This window comes from Variovorax sp. GW821-FHT10D07, from assembly GCF_059415325.1.
In genome coordinates, this window is record NZ_JBWKMZ010000006.1 from 248695 (window position 1) to 265687 (window position 16993).

At 67.2% G+C, this 16993-nt stretch carries 10 protein-coding genes; 4 read left to right on the forward strand and 6 right to left on the reverse strand.

Features of this window, described 5'->3' with window-relative positions:
• Positions 1-303: 303 nt before the first annotated feature.
• From AC07PU_RS19895 to AC07PU_RS19905, 3 genes are read left to right on the forward strand one after another with little or no spacing between them, the layout of a single operon-like run.
• Positions 304-1041, forward strand: coding sequence for a response regulator transcription factor (locus AC07PU_RS19895; RefSeq protein ID WP_208512853.1), 738 nt, complete (start codon positions 304-306; stop codon positions 1039-1041).
• Positions 1041-2339: a FecR family protein gene (locus tag AC07PU_RS19900; RefSeq protein WP_495319777.1), complete on the forward strand. Its 1299-nt coding sequence runs from the start codon at positions 1041-1043 to the stop codon at positions 2337-2339. Before AC07PU_RS19895 ends, AC07PU_RS19900 begins: the two co-directional genes overlap by 1 nt.
• 7 nt (positions 2340-2346) lie before the next feature.
• Complete coding sequence (locus AC07PU_RS19905) at positions 2347-4740, forward strand: CHASE2 domain-containing protein (protein WP_495319779.1); 2394 nt, start codon at positions 2347-2349, stop codon at positions 4738-4740.
• 59 nt (positions 4741-4799) lie between these two features.
• Here the strand turns inward: AC07PU_RS19905 and AC07PU_RS19910 are convergent, their stop codons facing one another.
• The 3 genes from AC07PU_RS19910 to AC07PU_RS19920 all read right to left on the reverse strand — a co-directional run bounded on the left by AC07PU_RS19910 (position 4800) and on the right by AC07PU_RS19920 (position 10418).
• Entirely contained in the window at positions 4800-7625 is a 2826-nt protein-coding gene (locus AC07PU_RS19910) for a peptidoglycan-binding domain-containing protein (RefSeq protein WP_495319781.1), read from the reverse strand.
• Positions 7626-7646: 21 nt separating this feature from the next.
• A complete protein-coding gene (locus tag AC07PU_RS19915) occupies positions 7647-8825 on the reverse strand; it encodes a cell wall hydrolase (protein WP_495319783.1) in 1179 nt (392 codons plus the stop codon).
• A 111-nt stretch (positions 8826-8936) separates the two neighbouring features.
• Entirely contained in the window at positions 8937-10418 is a 1482-nt protein-coding gene (locus AC07PU_RS19920) for a hypothetical protein (protein ID WP_495319785.1), read from the reverse strand.
• 426 nt (positions 10419-10844) lie between these two features.
• On the opposite strand from AC07PU_RS19920, the gene AC07PU_RS19925 reads away from it, so the two are divergent.
• Positions 10845-11555 (forward strand): peptidoglycan-binding domain-containing protein, encoded by a 711-nt coding sequence (locus AC07PU_RS19925; protein WP_490876820.1) that lies wholly within the window; start codon positions 10845-10847, stop codon positions 11553-11555.
• 19 nt (positions 11556-11574) lie between these two features.
• Here AC07PU_RS19925 and AC07PU_RS19930 read toward each other — a convergent pair whose 3' ends face one another.
• The 3 genes from AC07PU_RS19930 to AC07PU_RS19940 form a co-directional block, all read right to left on the reverse strand.
• Positions 11575-15429, reverse strand: coding sequence for a patatin-like phospholipase family protein (locus tag AC07PU_RS19930; RefSeq protein ID WP_495319787.1), 3855 nt, complete (start codon positions 15427-15429; stop codon positions 11575-11577).
• Positions 15430-15501: 72 nt separating this feature from the next.
• Entirely contained in the window at positions 15502-16398 is an 897-nt protein-coding gene (locus AC07PU_RS19935) for a hypothetical protein (protein ID WP_495319789.1), read from the reverse strand.
• 217 nt (positions 16399-16615) lie between these two features.
• Positions 16616-16936 (reverse strand): hypothetical protein, encoded by a 321-nt coding sequence (locus AC07PU_RS19940; RefSeq protein ID WP_208508156.1) that lies wholly within the window; start codon positions 16934-16936, stop codon positions 16616-16618.
• Between the last annotated feature and the right edge of the window lie 57 nt (positions 16937-16993).

A 16993-nucleotide genomic window follows, 5' to 3' on the forward strand; every position in this document is an offset into this window, starting at 1 on the left:
CCTCAAAATCAGATGGGCCGCATGCGCACGACCTGGCCCCTGGCTGGGCCCGAAGGGCGGCGATGTGATGGGAGGGCAGCGCTTGTTCGCTGCACAGGCGGCGGATGATGTCGAGGGGCCCTGCCGGGCGAGACCGGTGCGCGAGGTTTGGTCAGATTTGCAGAAAGCTTCTGCCCGCATTTGTGAATTTCTTTACTACTTTCTTGCAATTGCAAACAATGGGACGTGGCGTCTCGCCTGCGTGAATTCGTCAGATTTCGCGTCGGGATTCACTGTCAGAATCGCCTCGCTACCTCTCGGACCATGCGCATTGCCATCCTCGAAGACGACCCCGACCAGCTGTCACACCTGGTCCGGACACTGGAGCAGTTGTTAACAATTGGCGACACCACGGTCAGCTGCACGGCCCTCTCCGACGGCCTCGCGCTGCAGCAGGTGCTGCGGCGCGAAAGCTTCGACCTGCTGGTGCTCGACTGGAACGTGCCGGGCCTGGCCGGCGTCGAGCTGCTGCGCTGGCTGCGCACCTGGCAGGCCGACCAGGTGCCCACGCTGATGCTGAGTTCGCGCGCCTCCGAGCAGGACGTGGTGGAGGCGCTGAGCCTCGGCGCCGACGACTACATCGTCAAACCGTTTCGCCCGCTCGAGCTGCGCGCGCGCGTGCAGCGCCTGATGGCGCGCCGCGCGCCGGTGGAAAGCTCGCCCGGCGAGCGCTTCGGCCGTTGGGAGTTCGAGCGCCTCACGCACAGCGTGCTGATCCATCCGGCCCCGGGCGAGGCGGCGGCGCCCGAACGCCATGCGCTGTCGGACCGCGAGTTCAGCCTCGCCCTCACGCTGTTCCAGCACCTGGGCGGCATCGTGTCGCGCGCCCACCTGCTCGAGAGCGCCGGCTACAGCAGCGACGAGCTGCCCTCGCGCACGCTCGACAGCCACATCTACCGCCTGCGCAACAAGCTCGGCCTCGAGGCCGCGCGCGGCCTGAGCCTGCGCACGGTCTACGGCCGCGGCTACCGGCTCGAGGCCATGCAGCAGGTGGAATCCTGATGGCGCCGTGGCGCGCCGCCACCCGGCTCGCGCGGCGCCTGGCCGGCGCGCTCGCGGTCTGCGCCGGCCTGGTCGCGCCGCTGGCCATGGCCCAGTCGCCCCACGTGGTGCAGCCTGGCGAAACCCTCTGGGGCATCTCGAACCAGCACCTGCGCACCCCGCTGCGCTGGCCCGAGGTGCAGCAGCGCAACCAGGTCGGCGAGCCCCGGCTGCTGCAGCCGGGCAAGCTGCTGTATTTCGCCGACGGCCGCCTCGTGCCCGAGGGCGCCGCCGTGGTCGCGGCGGTGGAGGGCCGGGCCTCGCGCCAGCGCCCGGGCGGCCCCGAGCAGGTGCTCGCGCCCGGCACCCCGATCCTGCCGGGCGACGTGCTGGTCACCGGTCCCGATGCCTTCGTCACGCTGGGCCTGCCCGGCGGCAACCGCGTCGTGCTGCCGTCGCAGAGCGCGCTCGAGGTGCAGGCCATCGACACCCAGACGATCCAGCTGCGGCTGATCCGGGGCCGCGTCGAATCGCAGGTGCAGAAGCAGCAGCCGGGCCAGCAGTTCGAGATCCGCGCGCGCTCGATGGGCCTCGGCGTGCGCGGCACGCACTTTCGCGTGCGCGACGAGAACGGCACGCTGGCCAGCGAGGTGATCGAGGGCGAGGTGGTGGTGCGCCAGGACCGCGGCGGCGCCGAACCGCCGCTGGTGCTGCGCGCCGGCAGCGGCGCGGTGCTGCTCGACGGCGCCGGGGCGCAGGCGCGCACGCTGCTGCCGGCACCGCAACTGCTGGCCTCGAACGCGCCGCGCGCCGATCGCGCGCTGCAGTTCGAGCCGGTGGCCGGTGCCCAGAGCTATCGCCTCCAGCTCGCGCGCGACGAGCGCTTCCTGCTGCCGGTGCACGAGCAGCGCGGCGAGGCCCCGGCCTTCACGGCGCCGGCCGACCTCGAGCCCGGCTTCTACCAGCTGCGCCTCACCGCCTTCGATGCGAACCAGCTCGAAGGCCTGCCGGGCGACAGCACCGTCTACCTGCCCGCGGCCGCCGGCGCCGACACGGGCCGCGGCAGCGCGACCCTGCTGTCCGATGGCCGCGTCGAGATCCGCTGGCCGGGCGCCGCGGGCCAGCGCTATGCCTTCGAACTCTCGCGCGGCGCCGACTTCTCGGTGCTGCTGATCGACGAGCCCGCGGCCCATGTCGCCGGCATGGTGGTCGGGCCCTTCGTGCTGGGCGGGCGCTACCACTGGCGCGCGCGCCCCGTGGGCGAGGGCGAGGCTGGCGCCGCCGGCTTCGGCGGCAGCTTCGAGATCCCGGCGCGCTGAAGCCGTCATGCCCTCGACCCGGCTCGTCGTCGAACGGCTGCTGATGGCGCTGCTGCTGCCGCTGGCCATGCTGGTGCTGGCCCAGCGGCCCGGCCTGCTGCAGATGGATGCGTTCATCCACGACCGGCTGCTGATCCTCGCCTCGCACACCGCGGCGCCCGAGATCCTGATCATCGCGATCGACGAACGCAGCCTCGGCGAACTCGGGCGCTGGCCCTGGAGCCGCGAGATCCATGCGCGCCTGCTCGAGCGGCTGGCGCCGGCCGCGCCGCGCGCCGTGCTGCTCGACATGTTCCTGACCGAGCCCAGCACCGACCCGCGCGAGGATGCGCGGCTGGCCGAGGCGATGGGCCTGCTGCCGGTCTACCTGCCGCTGCTGCATGCCGGGGCGCATGCGGGGCCGGACGCGCTCGACGAAGGCACGCACCCGGGCTTCCTCGCGCCGCTGCCGCAGTTCGCCGACCGCGCGCGCGGCCTCGGCCACGCCGGCCTCGCGCCCGATCCCGACGGCGTGGCGCGCACGCTCTACCTGCGCGAAGGCTACGCGGGCCATCTGCAGCCCTACGTGGGCGCACTGATCGCCGGGCGGGTGCCGCCGCCGTCGCCCGAGGCCGGTCGGCCCGGCGACTGGCTGCGCCAGGACCCGCTGCGCCTGGTCTTCGCGGGCCCGCGCGGCAGCTACCGCACGGTGCCCTACGTCAGCGTGCTGCGCGGCGAAGTGCCCGCCGAGCTGCTGCGCGACAAGCTGCTGCTCGTGGGCGCCACCGCGCCCGGCCTCGGCGACCAGACCCTGACGCCGAACGCCGGCATGCGCGGCGTGCTGCCCGGCATCGAGGTCAATGCCAACGCCATCGACGACCTGATGAACGCGCGCAACGTCGCGCTGCTGCCGCCGGACGGCTACGCGGCCTGGACCGTCGTGCCCCTGTGGATCGCGCTGTGGCTGCTGGTGCGCCTGCAGCGCCATGCGCTGCCGATCGCCTTCGGCCTCGCCGTCGCCTGCCTGCTGGCCAGCGGCATCGCCATGCTGGGCTGGCACTGGTGGCTGCCGCCTGCGGCGCCGATCGCCGGGCTGTTCCTGCTCTACCTGCTGTGGAGCTGGCGCCGGCTCGAGTCGCAGCTGGCCTACCTGCGCCAGCGCGCGCGGGTGCTGCATGCCATCCCGAGCGGCGCGTTCGAGGTCATGCCCGCGCCGCCCGCGCTCTCGGGCGACCCGGTGGTGCATCCCAAGCAGGCGCTCGACCGCGCCATCGCGCGCGTGCAGCGCATGCAGAAGCTGATGGACGAGGCGATGCATGCGATGCCCGTCGCCATGCTGATCTGCGACGACCAGGGCCGTATCGCCTCGGGCAACGCGGCCGCTTCCCGCCTGCTCGGCGGCGGCGAGCTCGCGCAGCGCGACAGCGATCCCGATGCGCTGCGCGGCCTGTCGCTGCCGCAGCTGATCGCGCCGATGGCGGCGGCCGCGAAGGCCGATGCCCCGGGTTCGGCGCGGCTGCACTGGACGATCCGGCTGCGCGACGAATACACCACCGCCGACGCGCGCGTGTTCCGCCTCGAGGCCGCCGCCTTCGGCGCGGACGCGCCCGACGACCGCGGCTGGGTCGTCATGCTGCCCGAGCTCACGACCGAGCGCGAGGCGCAGCGGCAGCGCGACGAATGGCGGCGCTTTCTCTCGCACGACCTGCGCAGCCCGCAGGTCACCATCCTGAGCCTGCTGTCCATGCACGAGGGCGACCCGGACGCGGCCAGCACCGCCGACATGCGCAAGGCCATCCGGCGCGAGGCCAAGCGCACCCTCGACCTGGCCGAGGGCTTCATGGATTTCGCGCAGGCCGAGTCGGACGACTACCGCTTCGCCGACACCCACGTGGGCGCCGTGCTGCTCGATGCCCGGGACCAGGCCTGGCACTATGCGCAGGCCAACGGCGTGCGCATCGATGCGCGCCTCGACGACGCCGACGAGACCCTCGTGCGCGCCGACGGCTCGCTGCTCACGCGCGCCATCGTCAACCTGCTGAACAACGCCATCCGCCACAGCGCGCCGGGCGCGCGCATCGAGCTGCGCATGGATCTCGAGTCCGCCACCCCCGACGACGCTGTACCGGACCGCGTGCGCATCACCATCGCCGACCAGGGCTCGGGCATGACGCCTGCGCAGCTGCATGCTCTGCTCCATGCGCCGCGCGGGCAGCGCGCCCAGTTCGCACCCGAGCCCGTGGCCACGCCGCGCGCCGATCCTGATGCCTCGGCCGCCGCTGCGCCGCGGCGCATGGGGCTGGGCTTCGCGGTGGTGCGGGCCGTGGTCCAGAAGCATGGGGGGCAGCTCGGGGGCGAGAGCACGCCGGGCGCGGGTACGCGGTTCTGGCTGCTGTTGCCGCTGCGGCGGGAGTTGCGCTGAGCCGATGCCGCAGCGACCCGCGAGCGTCCAGTTCGCAGATGCGCGCGGCTGTCTTGGCCTCAATGCCCCAGCTCGGCCGCTTCCAGCACCGTGGTCATGAAGCGATAGCCGTGATTGGCCTGGTAGCGGGCATCCCGCTCGCAACGCGCCATGAACTCCGAATGCCCGGCGCGCGACTGTCCGACCAGGCACCCGGCGCTCGTGTTCCCGACGTTGTTGTCCGGCGCGTCGTAGCCCGAATGCTGATTGATCGACGAGGCGATGGACACGCGCTCGCCCTCGTCGCGCCTGAAGTTCTTGTCGAGATCGCGATAGATGACGATGGGCGCGGTTTGCACGAGTGCCGGTTGCGTTCCCTTGTGAAAACCCACGCTCCATGCCTTGAACTGCCCCAGGGCAATGCGTGCGACCCCGGGGGTGCCGTCCAGCGGCTTCATCGTGTAGACCAGTCCGGGCTCGGTGGAGGCCTCCCAGCAGCCGACCCATTCGGCCTTGCCGCCCGGCGCGATGCGCAGCAAGGTCCGCAGATCGTTGAACCGGTTCGGTTCGTTCGCGTTGGGTGTGCCATCGCGCTTCATGCCTTCGACGTAGACGATGTTGACGGCGTCCGGGTGCCGGCACAGCCAGTAGCCCTTCTTGAGCATCGCGGCCGCCGTGCGGCCCGCAGGCGAGTGGTCGAGCACGATCGGATACAGGGCTCTTGCCTCGCTGGACAGCAGCATCTCGGCCAATCCGGCATCGACGATCTCGACCGGGGCGGCATTCATCGCCTTGCCGAATTCTCGCAATGCCCAGAGCGACACGGGTCCGAAAACACCGTCCGCGGGCGGATCGAGCAGTCCGATCTCGGCGAGTGCCGTCTGGATTTCCCTCGCGAGCCCCTTCTGGGTCCCCAATTCTTCGAGCGAAACGGCGCGGCCACCCGACGCAATACCCTGCAGCAGCGGCATGGTTCCATTCGCCCCTCCATTGCCGGGAGGTGAAACGGATGCGGGCACGTTGCGCGGCAACAGCTTGGCCGCTGCACCGGGTGCCATGCTCAGAAGCTCGTCGAGCTGGATCTCCGTCAGTTGACCGGTCTCGCCGTAGCCCTTGTCGCGTTGCCACTCCAGGATCGCCTGGCGGATGGCTGCATCGAACTGCCCGCTGAGCCGCGCGCCGACGAGCCCCAGCGCCATCTGCACCCGCCGCACCTCGCTGACCACGAGCTGCTGCTCGTGGGGACTCGGCCCCTTGTTCACCGGTCCCTGGTCCGCTCCGGTTGGCACCTCCGGCTTCGGGCCGGGCTTTGCGCCGCCATCGTCTGCGTGGGTGCCTGCGTCTGCCGCTCCACCATCCCCGCCACCTTCGTCCGGCGGCTCCGAAGGCAGGGCCATGGTGGAGCCGCCCGGTGGCGTTCGCACGGTCCCCGCGTCCTCCACCTCGGACGGCTTGGCGCCGGAAGCGCGCAGCTTGCCGATCTTGCTCAGGAGGTCGAACCAGAATGGAGCGCCCAGGCTGGCGGCCACCGCCGTGATGAGCCAGCCGATCGCGATGAGCAAGGCATTTCCCACCCGCTCTGCATCCCAGCAGTCCGAGCTCTGCACGCATCGGGACTTGAACACCTGGGGTGCGATGAACGGCTCCCAACCGATGGGCAGGCCGATGGATTTCAGCGAGTTCATGGCATCCAGGCGCTCGCAGAAACTCTCGACTTCCCTGTCGCTCCCGGGCAGGACCGTGTCCTGCCTGCACCCTGCATCCACGACCGAGCCCAGCAGTCGAGACTGCGCCCTCTTCTCGGCATCCATCGCCTTGCGCAGCGTCGTCACGAGCGACTGAAAGCCCGCCGTCGAAACGCTTTCCAGTGACTTCATGCGCGCATCGACGTTGGCATCGGCCTCGAGCTGCCGACGTATGCCGCGGAACGACCCATTCTCGGGAACACGCATGGCATCGAGCGCCGAGCGCAGTGCCAGCAGTTGTTGGTAGCCGTCGTAGGCCTCTCGCCACACCGGCGTGGAAGCCGACGCACCTGGCTTGTCCAACACCTGCTCGAAGGCCAGCTTCAATGCCTGCAGGCTGCGCTCGGTTTCCTCGACCGAACTGCGGTGCCTCTTCTTTTCCTCGGCCTGCGCCGGAACAATCGACGAGCGGGCCGCTCTCAGCGCGGCGGCATCGATGTCCGCGCCGTTCGAGGCGTTGGCTGCCGCGAATTCTTCGCCCGCGGTCTTTCCCGCCGCGGCAAGCGCCTGTCGCATCGGTGCGTCTTGCCAGAGTCGAGGCGCAATCGCTATCGGGTTGATGTTGGCGGCCGCGGCAACGACGAAGCCGAAGATCAGCAGGGTGACCTGGTTCTTTCGCTTGAACCATCCGATCGAGCGCTCGGTGACGGCGTCGTACCAGGCGCAAAGCCGCGCTTCGAAGCCGGGCCAATCGTTCTCCACGCCATGGATCAGGCTGCGCATCGCGCGAAGCAGCTTGGGGTTCGGAACGAAAGCCCTTCGAGCCCCGGAGCCGTCCGCAGCGAACTCTGCCTGCGCATCGCCCCGATTCGCGGGCGTGTCCAGAAACTCGCGCACCCCATCGAGAAACTTCGCGGGCGTTGCGGGGCGCACGCCCTGAAGACAGGTCTCCACGAGCGAAGCGATCAGCGAGGTCACGACGATGTCGGCCCCCATGTACGACGGCGTTCCACCTTCTTGCTTCTTGCTCAAGGAAGTGAGCAGCGGATGCGCCATCAGCGTGCTCGCGAGCGCCTTGTTGTCGCCCAGGAAGGAAGTCAGGGCCTGCTGCAGCACCTTGCCGCGGGATCCCCAGGCCGACGCCCAGAGTTCGCGCAAGGCCGTCACGAGCAGGCTGGTCAACGCAAAGATCAGCGCCAGGCCGAGCGCCACCTCAATCATTCGCATGTCCATTTGGCTGCCTCACTTGACGTCGTTGTAGAAGACGTGTTTTCCGATGTGCGCGCAGATGGCGTGGCCTTCCGTCCACCATGGCGGCGGCACCAGGCTGCTCGCGTGGTAGTGGGTTCCCCCGTTCGTGGGGTCCTGTGCGCTGACTCCCGCACGGGCATCGGCGAGCATCTGGGTGGCGATCGTCAACGCCGACCTGAACCAGGGATCGTTCGCGCCGACCGCCTGCAGCAGCGGAAGATTGGGATCTCCCGGGTTCCAGCAACTGAAAGCCGAGGGATAGCGGCACACCTTGGCGACGTCGGAGCCCCAGTAGCTTCTGCGTTGCACCCGGTTGCGCACGACGAAGGCGATGGCGCGCATGCCCGGTTCCTTCTCGCCACGCGCCTCGCCCCAGATGGTGCGAGCGAGGATCTCGGCGTGGGCATCGTCGAACGGCGATGGCTTCGACGCGACGATCGGCTGGACCGGCTGGATCGGCGCACGCTCGACGGTGCTCGCGAGGGGCCGCCGGCCGCGGACCGCCGCAAGAGCGTTCGACAACTCGTCCCTCACGACCAGGTCCGCGTTGAAATAGCGCAGGATCGTGTCGATCGGGATGAAGAAGGGCTGCGCGGGATCTCCGAGCCGGATCCCTCCGTGGATGCCGACCAGTTGGTCCTGATCGTTCCAGACCGCTCCTCCGCTGTCGCCTCCCTGCGTCCCGCCCGGTGCGTTCCAGGCCTGCACTGCCGACAGCGTGTATGCCGGACCGCCCGCCTCGACGCGCACCGACACCGCAACACTGTTCTGCGCACTGCCGTCGACCGGCCCCCGATCGCTCGTCAGCAGTCGCAGCGCATCACCGCTGCGCGCGATCGCGGCACCGACGGGCCAGAGCGCGGATTGCATCGCGAGGTCCCGCAGGTCTTCCTGCGCCACGAGCACTATCGCCGCATCCACCGCTCCGGTCTTCGCGTCGGGAGGGAAAGTCGGCGCCCAATCGACCAATCCTCCCGCGAATTGCAATTGCCCGGAAGAATCCGCGAAGGCGATGACGTCTCCGGCCGTGGTGCCGGGATCGGCCCCGACGGCGTGTCCAGCCGTCAGCGCGTAGAGCCGGTGCGGGAGCCGCCGGTCGCGCAGGATGGCGCCGAGAGTGCCTCCTTCGCCCGGGCGGCCGCGTGCCGAATTCTCAACCGATGGCCACATGCGCGCCCCCTTTCTTGCTGGAGCCTGGCTTGAGGAAGGCATCGCCCGCGCCCGCCGGCCTGCACGGGTGCGCAGCGGTGAAAACTTTCATTGAAGGCTTCTCGCTGCCTCTCATGATTTCACCGCCGGAACTCGGGCGGATTGCAACGGCGCGACGATCTTGACGTTGACCGTTCTCGAAGGACCCGCAGGATCCGTGAAAAGGATCTGGTCGCCTTGGGGCGCCGCGCCTTCCGCCGGTGCCGTGTAGATGAACGACCTCTTTCCGCTCTCATCGCCCGGCTTGATCGTTCCGGCCTTTCCACCTCCGCGGCTCCTTGCGAACCAGGCCAGGCCTTCGCCTGCGCCCATCACGTAGAAGGTCTGCTGGGAACCGGCCGGCACTTCGATCTCCTCCAGATCCGGCACGAGGGTCAGTGTGCGCCCCGGCACCTGCAGCTTGCAGGTCGCCTTGGGCTTGTCGACCTCCAGAAGGATCGGACCGACCAGTTTGCTCAGATCCATCGTCGCGGCGGCCAGGTCCTCCGTGGCTTTTGCGATCTCCCGTTCGATATTGCGTGCCTTCGCATCGAACGGCCGCGCCCTGGACTTGCCGCCGATCGACCCGCTTTGAGCGACGCTCGGCACGGGCTTCAACGCATCCTGGCCGCCTATCGCAAGGGCGGTGGTCTTTATCTTCTCGCTCGCGGCCAGGAAGGATGCAATGTCCGGCACGGTCTTCGAGACCTCCCTGCCCACATTGAATTGGATCTCTCTCGATCGGAAGCGCAGGTCGCTGGCCGCGCCAGCGATCCTGGCGCGCAGCGCCTTCACCCTGGCATCCAGAGCCAGGGCATCCGCGACCGCCACGTCGGCACGACCAACCGTTCGCTGCAAGACCGGATCGGCCGTCAATACCGTCGTCGTCTTCTTGCCGGGCACGGCGCACTCCTGATCCCTTGTCGCCTTTGCCGCGAGGCACGACGTGGTGAGCCGGTTCCTTTCCTCGGTCGTCATCGCCGTCAGGCTCTCGGGTTTGAGGTTGCAGTTCGGCGCGGGCTCCGCCTTGCAGCTCTGCGGCTGTGCCCTCGCCGGTTCCGCGGCGAGCGCCGTGTCCCGGATGGCACCGGCGTGGACGCGCAGCAATTCCTGCAGTTCTGCGAGACGCGCGTTCATCGATTGCTGCGACGCGTCCCAATTGCCCGACGTCGACGCCGCGACATTAAACGGCTCGCTCGCGGCGATGACGCAATTCAATGCGCTGGCGCCAGCCATGTAGATTTCCTCGCGCTGCTTCGACACGAGCGTGCTGCCGTAGGCCACACCCGCCGATCCCCCGACCGCGACCTTGGCGAGCGCGGAGCCCGAGGGGTTCGTGACGCCCTTGATCACCGCGACCGCGCTCGAAAGGATCAGAGCGGCTCCCACGCGGGGGTTGAAGCTCGACAGTTCCTGAACAGCGGCGATATAGCGCCGGATCGCCTGTTCCGCGTCTTTCCTTGCGTCTGCGTACGACAAGGTTTCGGAACTCCGCGAAGCGTCGAGAAGCAGATCGTCGGAATAGATCTGGGGAGAAAGGGTGGCACAGCCCGCCAATAGCACGGCGGAAGTCAATGCGACGATCCGAAGTCGCCTCGATCTGCGAAATCCCAACGGAAAGCCGTGGCCGCTCGGACCAGGTCGCGCTTGGCATTGCATTCTTCCGCTCCTCGAATTTTGAGTAGCTTTTAGCAGTACCTAATTGCGCCGGCATCCCCTGTTTGAGGGATGCGCCCTCGCCTTTGGAGGAAGGTGATCCATGACTTTCCCGAGGGTTTCGTTGCCGCCGATCAATTCATCGTCAACGTATTTCGAAATTTCGTCCCATTGCAATAGCTCGATTCACGCAACATGACATTCCCATGTCATACCTGATCCAGATGATGGACATCCAATTGGCATTGCTGCGCCATCGCCGTCCCGAGCGGTCCACCGACGTGCACGCAACACCGGGTCATCGATCGACCGGACTTTTCATCAACCACGCGAAGGGGAGAAGAGATGGCAACCGGAAAAGATTTGCTGAAGCTGGCCGAAAAGCGCATCGGGGATAAATACGAGAATGTGCTCGTTCCGAAGGACAACGCCAAATGGACTGGCCCTTGGGACTGCGCCGAGTTCGCGTCGTGGGTCGTCTTCCAGATCACGGGAGAGCTCTACGGCTGTACCGACAACCGAGGGAATCCCGCCACCACGGAAGCCTATTCAGGCTCGTGGGTCCGGGACGCCGAGAACGGAACGCTCACCCCAGTCACGAAGGCCGTGGCAAACAGCACGCCCGGCGTCATTCTGGTTCGCAGGCCTCCCATGCCGAAACAGATGGGACACGTGGCGATTTCAGATGGAAATGGTGGAACCGTCGAGGCGGCCGGAAAAGGGCTGGGCGTCAAACGGGGCAAGGTCGAAGGACGCATCTGGCACTTCTACGCACAGATTCCCGGAGTCCAGTACAGCGCCAACAACGTGAACGTCACACCGAAGCCGCTACCGTTCATCCTCACCCTGCAATCGCCCAACATGTCGGGGCCGCTGGTCAAGGCCGTACAACGCGCACTGAAGCAGGCCGGCTTCGATCCCGGAGCGATCGATGGCGAATATGGCCCGCACACCGTTGCCGCTGTTCATGCATTCCAGAAACAGAACCGCTTGGTCGCCGATGGAGACACGGGCCCGCTCACAGCGCGAAAACTCGGCGTTGCCTGGCCTGCGTAACCGTCTGCGGCGCACCCGCCTATTGCGTCGGCACAGGCTTCGCGACGATTGGAGCGTCGGGCGCGATCCATACCTCGATGTTTCCGGGTGTCGGTTGGAGCCGCGCGGACAGACGTTCGACCTTCCAGTTGGGAAGCTTCCCATTGCCTGACGCGTTCTGGGCGATCGCATCGGCACAGGCACGGCTGCCCTCGTCGTGATATCGCACGATGGTCGAGCTGACCGGTTTCGGATCGGGCCTGCCGGCACGCCTTGCCGCATCGTTGACGTTCTCGATCGGAGGAACGCTCGCCCCCAGGGCTTGCCATACGGGTCGGAACTGCCTCACGGCATCGCGTTGCGCAGGCCCGTAGATCTGCACGTACACCGTCTTGCGGCGGCAGATGTTGCTGTCTATCGCGGGCAGGTTGCTCGGCCGATTCGCAGCCGAAGCGGCGGAGGATGCAGGTTGTGCGGAAGCACTCGCCGGTTGAGACGCGGAAGGAAGCGGTGGCTGAGTCGGCTGCACGTCCGAGGCGGGCACCGTGGGGGTTTTCGCTGTGTCCGTCGGCGGCCGGCTGCTAACGGGCGTGAGTTGCCAATAGCACGGCTTTTGCGTGTCCGGTTGATCTCCTGCCTGGCGAAGCTTCAGCTTCGCTCTTTCTCTCTCATGGAGCTTTTCATCCTCCGCGAGCTTGGCAAGCTGCGGATCACAGGGGTGCATGGTTCCCACGGCCGCATCCATCGTGTAGTCGTAGCCCCAGTACCTGACCTGCGCCGATGGAAGCAACTTGTCGTCGTATCGCAGGCAGCCCGGGAGATTGCTCCGTATCGTGGGATTGTCGGCCTCGAGCAGTGCGATGCATGCCGGCGTCTTGGGAATGACCAGGAGCTGGCAGGCGGAGACCGCCGTCGTCACGATGTGATTGCCGAGTTCGGATCGCTTGAGCCATCCGGCCTCGTCCCCAGGGCACAGGCTGTCGGCCGTTCGAACGATCGCCGCCGCCAGCGCCGAGTACGGGTCCGAAGCACCACGATTCAGATTGCCGGTGCGGATATCGGAGGCCTCCGATCGAGCCTGGTTCACCTCCGCCTGCAGCGTTTGATCGACGGGAAGAGGAGGCAACCTGGACCACAGCTCCGTCAGTTCCTTCATGGCCTCGCGCCGCGACTTGACCTGATTCGCTTCGGCCGCGCGGGCGCTGTCGAGCGCTTGCCACAGCGAGATGCCCACCGTGGCAGCGGCGCCGAGGCCCAGGGTTGCACCCACCGCCGCAACGTTGATGCGGGTGGGTAGACGCCGCGTCTTCTCCTTGTCCTCGGCGCCCGATTTCGAGTCCGCGCTTTCCTTGGGCTTTTCGGGTGTCGCCGCCGAATCCTTGCCCTTGACGGGGAAGATGTCCTCTTCGAAGTAGAGGCCTGGATCCGCGATCAGCGACTTCAGAAATTTCGGCTCGAGCTTCTCCGCGAGAAAGTTTCCCAGCTGGAAATAGCTCTCCCACTGAGCCTCCGAGAAGAACTGATCGCCGGTGCTCTGCTGGGGAAAGTCGGGGCACTGCGCCTTGTAGTTGATCAGGTCCATGCCCAGGCCTTGGCACATGTTGGGCTTGATCAGTATCAGAAACCCCTGGGATCGGTCTTCCGAATACTCGACCTTGGCGATCGCCAGGCAGGCCGTGCTGTCCGCCGACACCAGATCGTTGAGCGATCCGAAATACGTCATTTGCGATGGCCATCCCGCAGGAGCTTTCTGCTGCGCTTCGACTGCGTTCGTGGCACTCGAGAAGACGGGTCTCTGGAACTTGATGTCGGCGCCGAGGTCGATGCGCGCCCGGCGCACGAGGTTCTCCAGATCATGGAACTGGTACTCGGGGTCGGCACCGCAGTCGACGAGCACGATGACCTTGGCCCTCTCCGCCAGCAGCGCGTAGGCCCCCGTGTTCTCGAAATGGCCGCCATCCGACAGAAACCAGTCCTTGCCGCGAGCCCCGTCGAAGATGCCGAAGGTCTCGCGCAGCAGGCCTCGCGTCTTTCCGAGGGCGAGGAATCCCGCGGCTCTGCCGTTTCGTGCCGCCTCGGTGAGCCAGAAGCCGAGCCGGATGCCGGCAAAGGTCAGAAGCGCCGAAAGACCTCGGCTGGTCCGGTATCCGAGCCCCGGGGAGACTGCCGCACCCGACACCGCCATCCAGGTTCCGAGCCCTCTTTCGCGAAGACCGCTGCTCACGGTCCAGCCTTCCTGGCTGACCTGCGAGCGTCCGCCGGAAGCGATGGTCAGCGACAGGCCCTTTCGGTCCTGATTGAAGAGCGCGCCCTTGGGATCGGCGGTCTGGTTGATGCAGACGTTGATCAGATGGATCGGACCACCGAAACGCTGCGGTTTGTAGTGCTTGAGAAACCTGTCGTCGTCTCCGTGAACTTCGCCGACGTTCGAACCCACGGGCGCGGTATGCGCCCACCGCTCCATCGGCTCGAGGGCGCCATCGAGCGGCGGCCTGTCGAAGCGCGCACCATTGGCCGCTCCGAGGTAGCTCCTGACGAGCCGCGCGCGATAGAAGGCATGCAGCGAGGACAGATTCAGGAATTCGAGGTTCGACCCCGACAAGAGCATGTACGCGCCCAGGATCACGGAAGCGAGAAGGATCGGCGCCAGCGCATTGCTGAACGTGAGCTCCCTGTCCGTAAAGACGGTGCTGGCGATCGTCTTGTGGATCACCGCGATCCACCACACCAGGAGCGCGAATGCCAGCAGGATGCCGGCGAAGCGCGCCACCGTGCCGGCGAACGCGGAGATTCGGGGAGCCCGCGTGCCGGAGGCGGCGATCGCGGGCAGGATGCCGCGCAGCAGCACCGCCGCCAGGCCCAGCGCAAGCCCCAGGTCCAGGGTCAGCGAGGCCTCGAAAGCGACCCGCCAGGCCAGCCGATCGACGATTCCCGCCGCGAGCACCGTTGCCGTCAGCATGCCCCAGGTGGCGAGGCTCGTGGTCATCGCGTTCCTCGCCCGGTCGATCGACCCCTCCCGCAACCCGATGCTTCGCGCCAATGGCACGGCCCAAAGACCGACGAGCCAGATCGCCAGGATGACGGCGGCGATCGTGTCGCGGAAGGATTGGGCGATGGCGGCGCTGCGTGGGAACCAGTACAGGTACATGAAGCTCGCGACGCCGAGGGCCGACGCGGCGACGCCCCACCACCAGGCGAGCGCGGCCCCATCCGATCGAGTGGCCCAGGGCAGTTGCCAATAGGCCAAGGCGTAGCGCGCCGCGATCGCCGCTGGAATGGGCGCGAGCAACCAGGCTGTGGGCAACCACGGCTCGAGGCCGCGAAGATGATCGAACACGGATCGGGATGCATACCCCATGCAGTCCAGCACCGCCCACACGCCGAGATCGAAGCCGGTGATCAAGAGGCCGATCAGCAGGCCGACGAGCGCGAGCTCCACGTGAATGCCGAGGAGATTGCGCATGTACAGCGCCAGCGCGAACAGGCGGTCGGCGCCACCGCCGGGCGCGAGGTATCGACCATTGGAGCGCAACCACCATCCGAACCTGCGCGTCTCGGCGCCAGCCATCGAATCCTCGACCTTCACGACGTCGTCCGGCGCCGTCGCCCGGTCGAAGAGCCTGCCGAGCATCCCGCCCACGTAGCCTCCCCCCGACACCGTCGAAAGCAGGTCGAAGCGCAGAAGCAACTTGTGCTGCGCCAGCGCACGCAATACACCGAAGCAGAAGGTCGCGCTGCGGATTCCTCCCCCGGACAAGGCCAGTCCCCAGATCTCGCCGCTGCCTTGCGGGGCGCTCTCCCTGCCCGCCGCATTCGCACCTCGTGCCCGCGCCAGTTGCCTGCGTCGGCGCTCCACCAGCCGGTCCAGGCGTTCGACGGACTTTTCCTTCTCCATGGTCACCTCCGCCTCGATGAGGATGATCGGATCCGGGCGCGGAGAAAGCGGCCGCGCACGAAGGCTGCGGACCTACCCGGGCATGCTGTAGCGGCTGAACCTCTGCAGGATGAACGAAGAGAACGGTTGGCCGAGCTTTTCCGCACCGGAGGTGCTGAGGTGGATCTCATTGACCCAGTCTCCGCTCGGGCCCGTGGCGTCCGGGTCCGCCTGATCGAGGGGAATCGCGGCGGAGTCGAACACATGCACGTTCGGGAGCTGGTATCCGCTCCTGGCATCCGTATCGAGACCGAGCAGGAACAGCCGCAATTTTCCGAACACGATGTCGGTCACGCCCTGGTGCAGATCCTTCGGCACGCCATTCCTGACCAAGGCGGGATGGAGCCAGCCCTTGGACTTTCCGGGCACACCTGCCGGACGCGCGACGGGCACCGAGTAGGTATGCAGGAAGACAGGGCGCCCCTTGCTCTGGCCCGCATCCCGCCACTCGACCAGGCTCGCGAACCACCACAGCAGATAACCCGCCAGCGCATTCATGCCGGCCTCGCTGACATAGGCATGGGGATCCGATGCGTCGATCGCCTCCGCCTTGGTGAGAAGAATCCGCTCCCGAGCCGGACGAAGCTGGCCCGCGGAGTCGTTCGGCGTGACGTTGATCGCATCGATGAGGTCATTGCCCGACGCGGACACCAGGATCGCGAGCCACCAGCGTTGCTGCAGAAGCATCTTGAACTGCGGGTTGCGCTTGAACATTTCCCCTGCGATATCGCCGGGTGCTGCGCAATTGATCGCCGCGGCCGCCTTGGGGAAATGAAGACAAGGCAGCAGGTTCCGGTTGTTCAGCACCGCATCGGTGATCGAGAACCAGGAGTCTCCCTCCGCGAGGAATTGCCAGTTGTATTGGGCGAGCTGGAATGGCTGATTCGGGTCGAGGTAGTGGCCTACCGGCACAGGCAGAAGGTATGGCATTCGCTCGACTCCTCGCTCATTGGAATGCGTGCAGCATATTTCATCGAACCCGGATCCGAAATAGGGATGTGCTCCGGCTTTCGGTGGTTTCTGCATGAATGCGAGATGTCGATCGATTCTGCGACACGCGCATGCGACTCAATGGCCTCCGCCGACTCAATGGCCTCCGCCATGAGGGAGTTGATTTTTCTCGCACCTCCGCGATTCGGCGTCCATGTCAGTTCGGCCCGTCCATCTTCTCGCTGCCGACCGCCTGCAGCACCGCATCGAAGTACCCCGCCTCCGCCAGCAGCCGCCTCACCTGCGAATCCACATGCGCATCCGACAACGCCGGATGCCACTCGCCGTCCCGCCGCCAGCGCCAGAGCATCGCGACCACGGTCGAATCGATCTTCGGGAAGACCTCGAGCAGCAGCGAGCCGAAGTCCTGCCGGCAGGCGACCAGGCCGCGCTGCAGCAGGTCCTCGAAGACCTGCGTGGGCCGTGCGTCCGACAGCAATCGGCGCAGCTCGACCTGCCTGAGGTCCAGTTTGCTCATGGTTCTGGAAAGGGTTCCGTTGACGAGGGGGGTGGCTGTGGCCATGACAGGCGGCGC

What these genes read in the sequence shown, in the direction of transcription:
- AC07PU_RS19915 (WP_495319783.1), bottom strand. Translation starts at nt 8,825, where the DNA reads ATGTGGCCATCGGTTGAGAATTCGGCACGCGGCCGCCCGGGCGAAGGA.
- AC07PU_RS19905 (WP_495319779.1), top strand. Translation starts at nt 2,347, where the DNA reads ATGCCCTCGACCCGGCTCGTCGTCGAACGGCTGCTGATGGCGCTGCTG.
- AC07PU_RS19910 (WP_495319781.1), bottom strand. Translation starts at nt 7,625, where the DNA reads ATGATTGAGGTGGCGCTCGGCCTGGCGCTGATCTTTGCGTTGACCAGC.
- AC07PU_RS19940 (WP_208508156.1), bottom strand. Translation starts at nt 16,936, where the DNA reads ATGAGCAAACTGGACCTCAGGCAGGTCGAGCTGCGCCGATTGCTGTCG.
- AC07PU_RS19900 (WP_495319777.1), top strand. Translation starts at nt 1,041, where the DNA reads ATGGCGCCGTGGCGCGCCGCCACCCGGCTCGCGCGGCGCCTGGCCGGC.
- AC07PU_RS19935 (WP_495319789.1), bottom strand. Translation starts at nt 16,398, where the DNA reads ATGCCATACCTTCTGCCTGTGCCGGTAGGCCACTACCTCGACCCGAAT.
- AC07PU_RS19925 (WP_490876820.1), top strand. Translation starts at nt 10,845, where the DNA reads ATGGCAACCGGAAAAGATTTGCTGAAGCTGGCCGAAAAGCGCATCGGG.
- AC07PU_RS19895 (WP_208512853.1), top strand. Translation starts at nt 304, where the DNA reads ATGCGCATTGCCATCCTCGAAGACGACCCCGACCAGCTGTCACACCTG.
- AC07PU_RS19930 (WP_495319787.1), bottom strand. Translation starts at nt 15,429, where the DNA reads ATGGAGAAGGAAAAGTCCGTCGAACGCCTGGACCGGCTGGTGGAGCGC.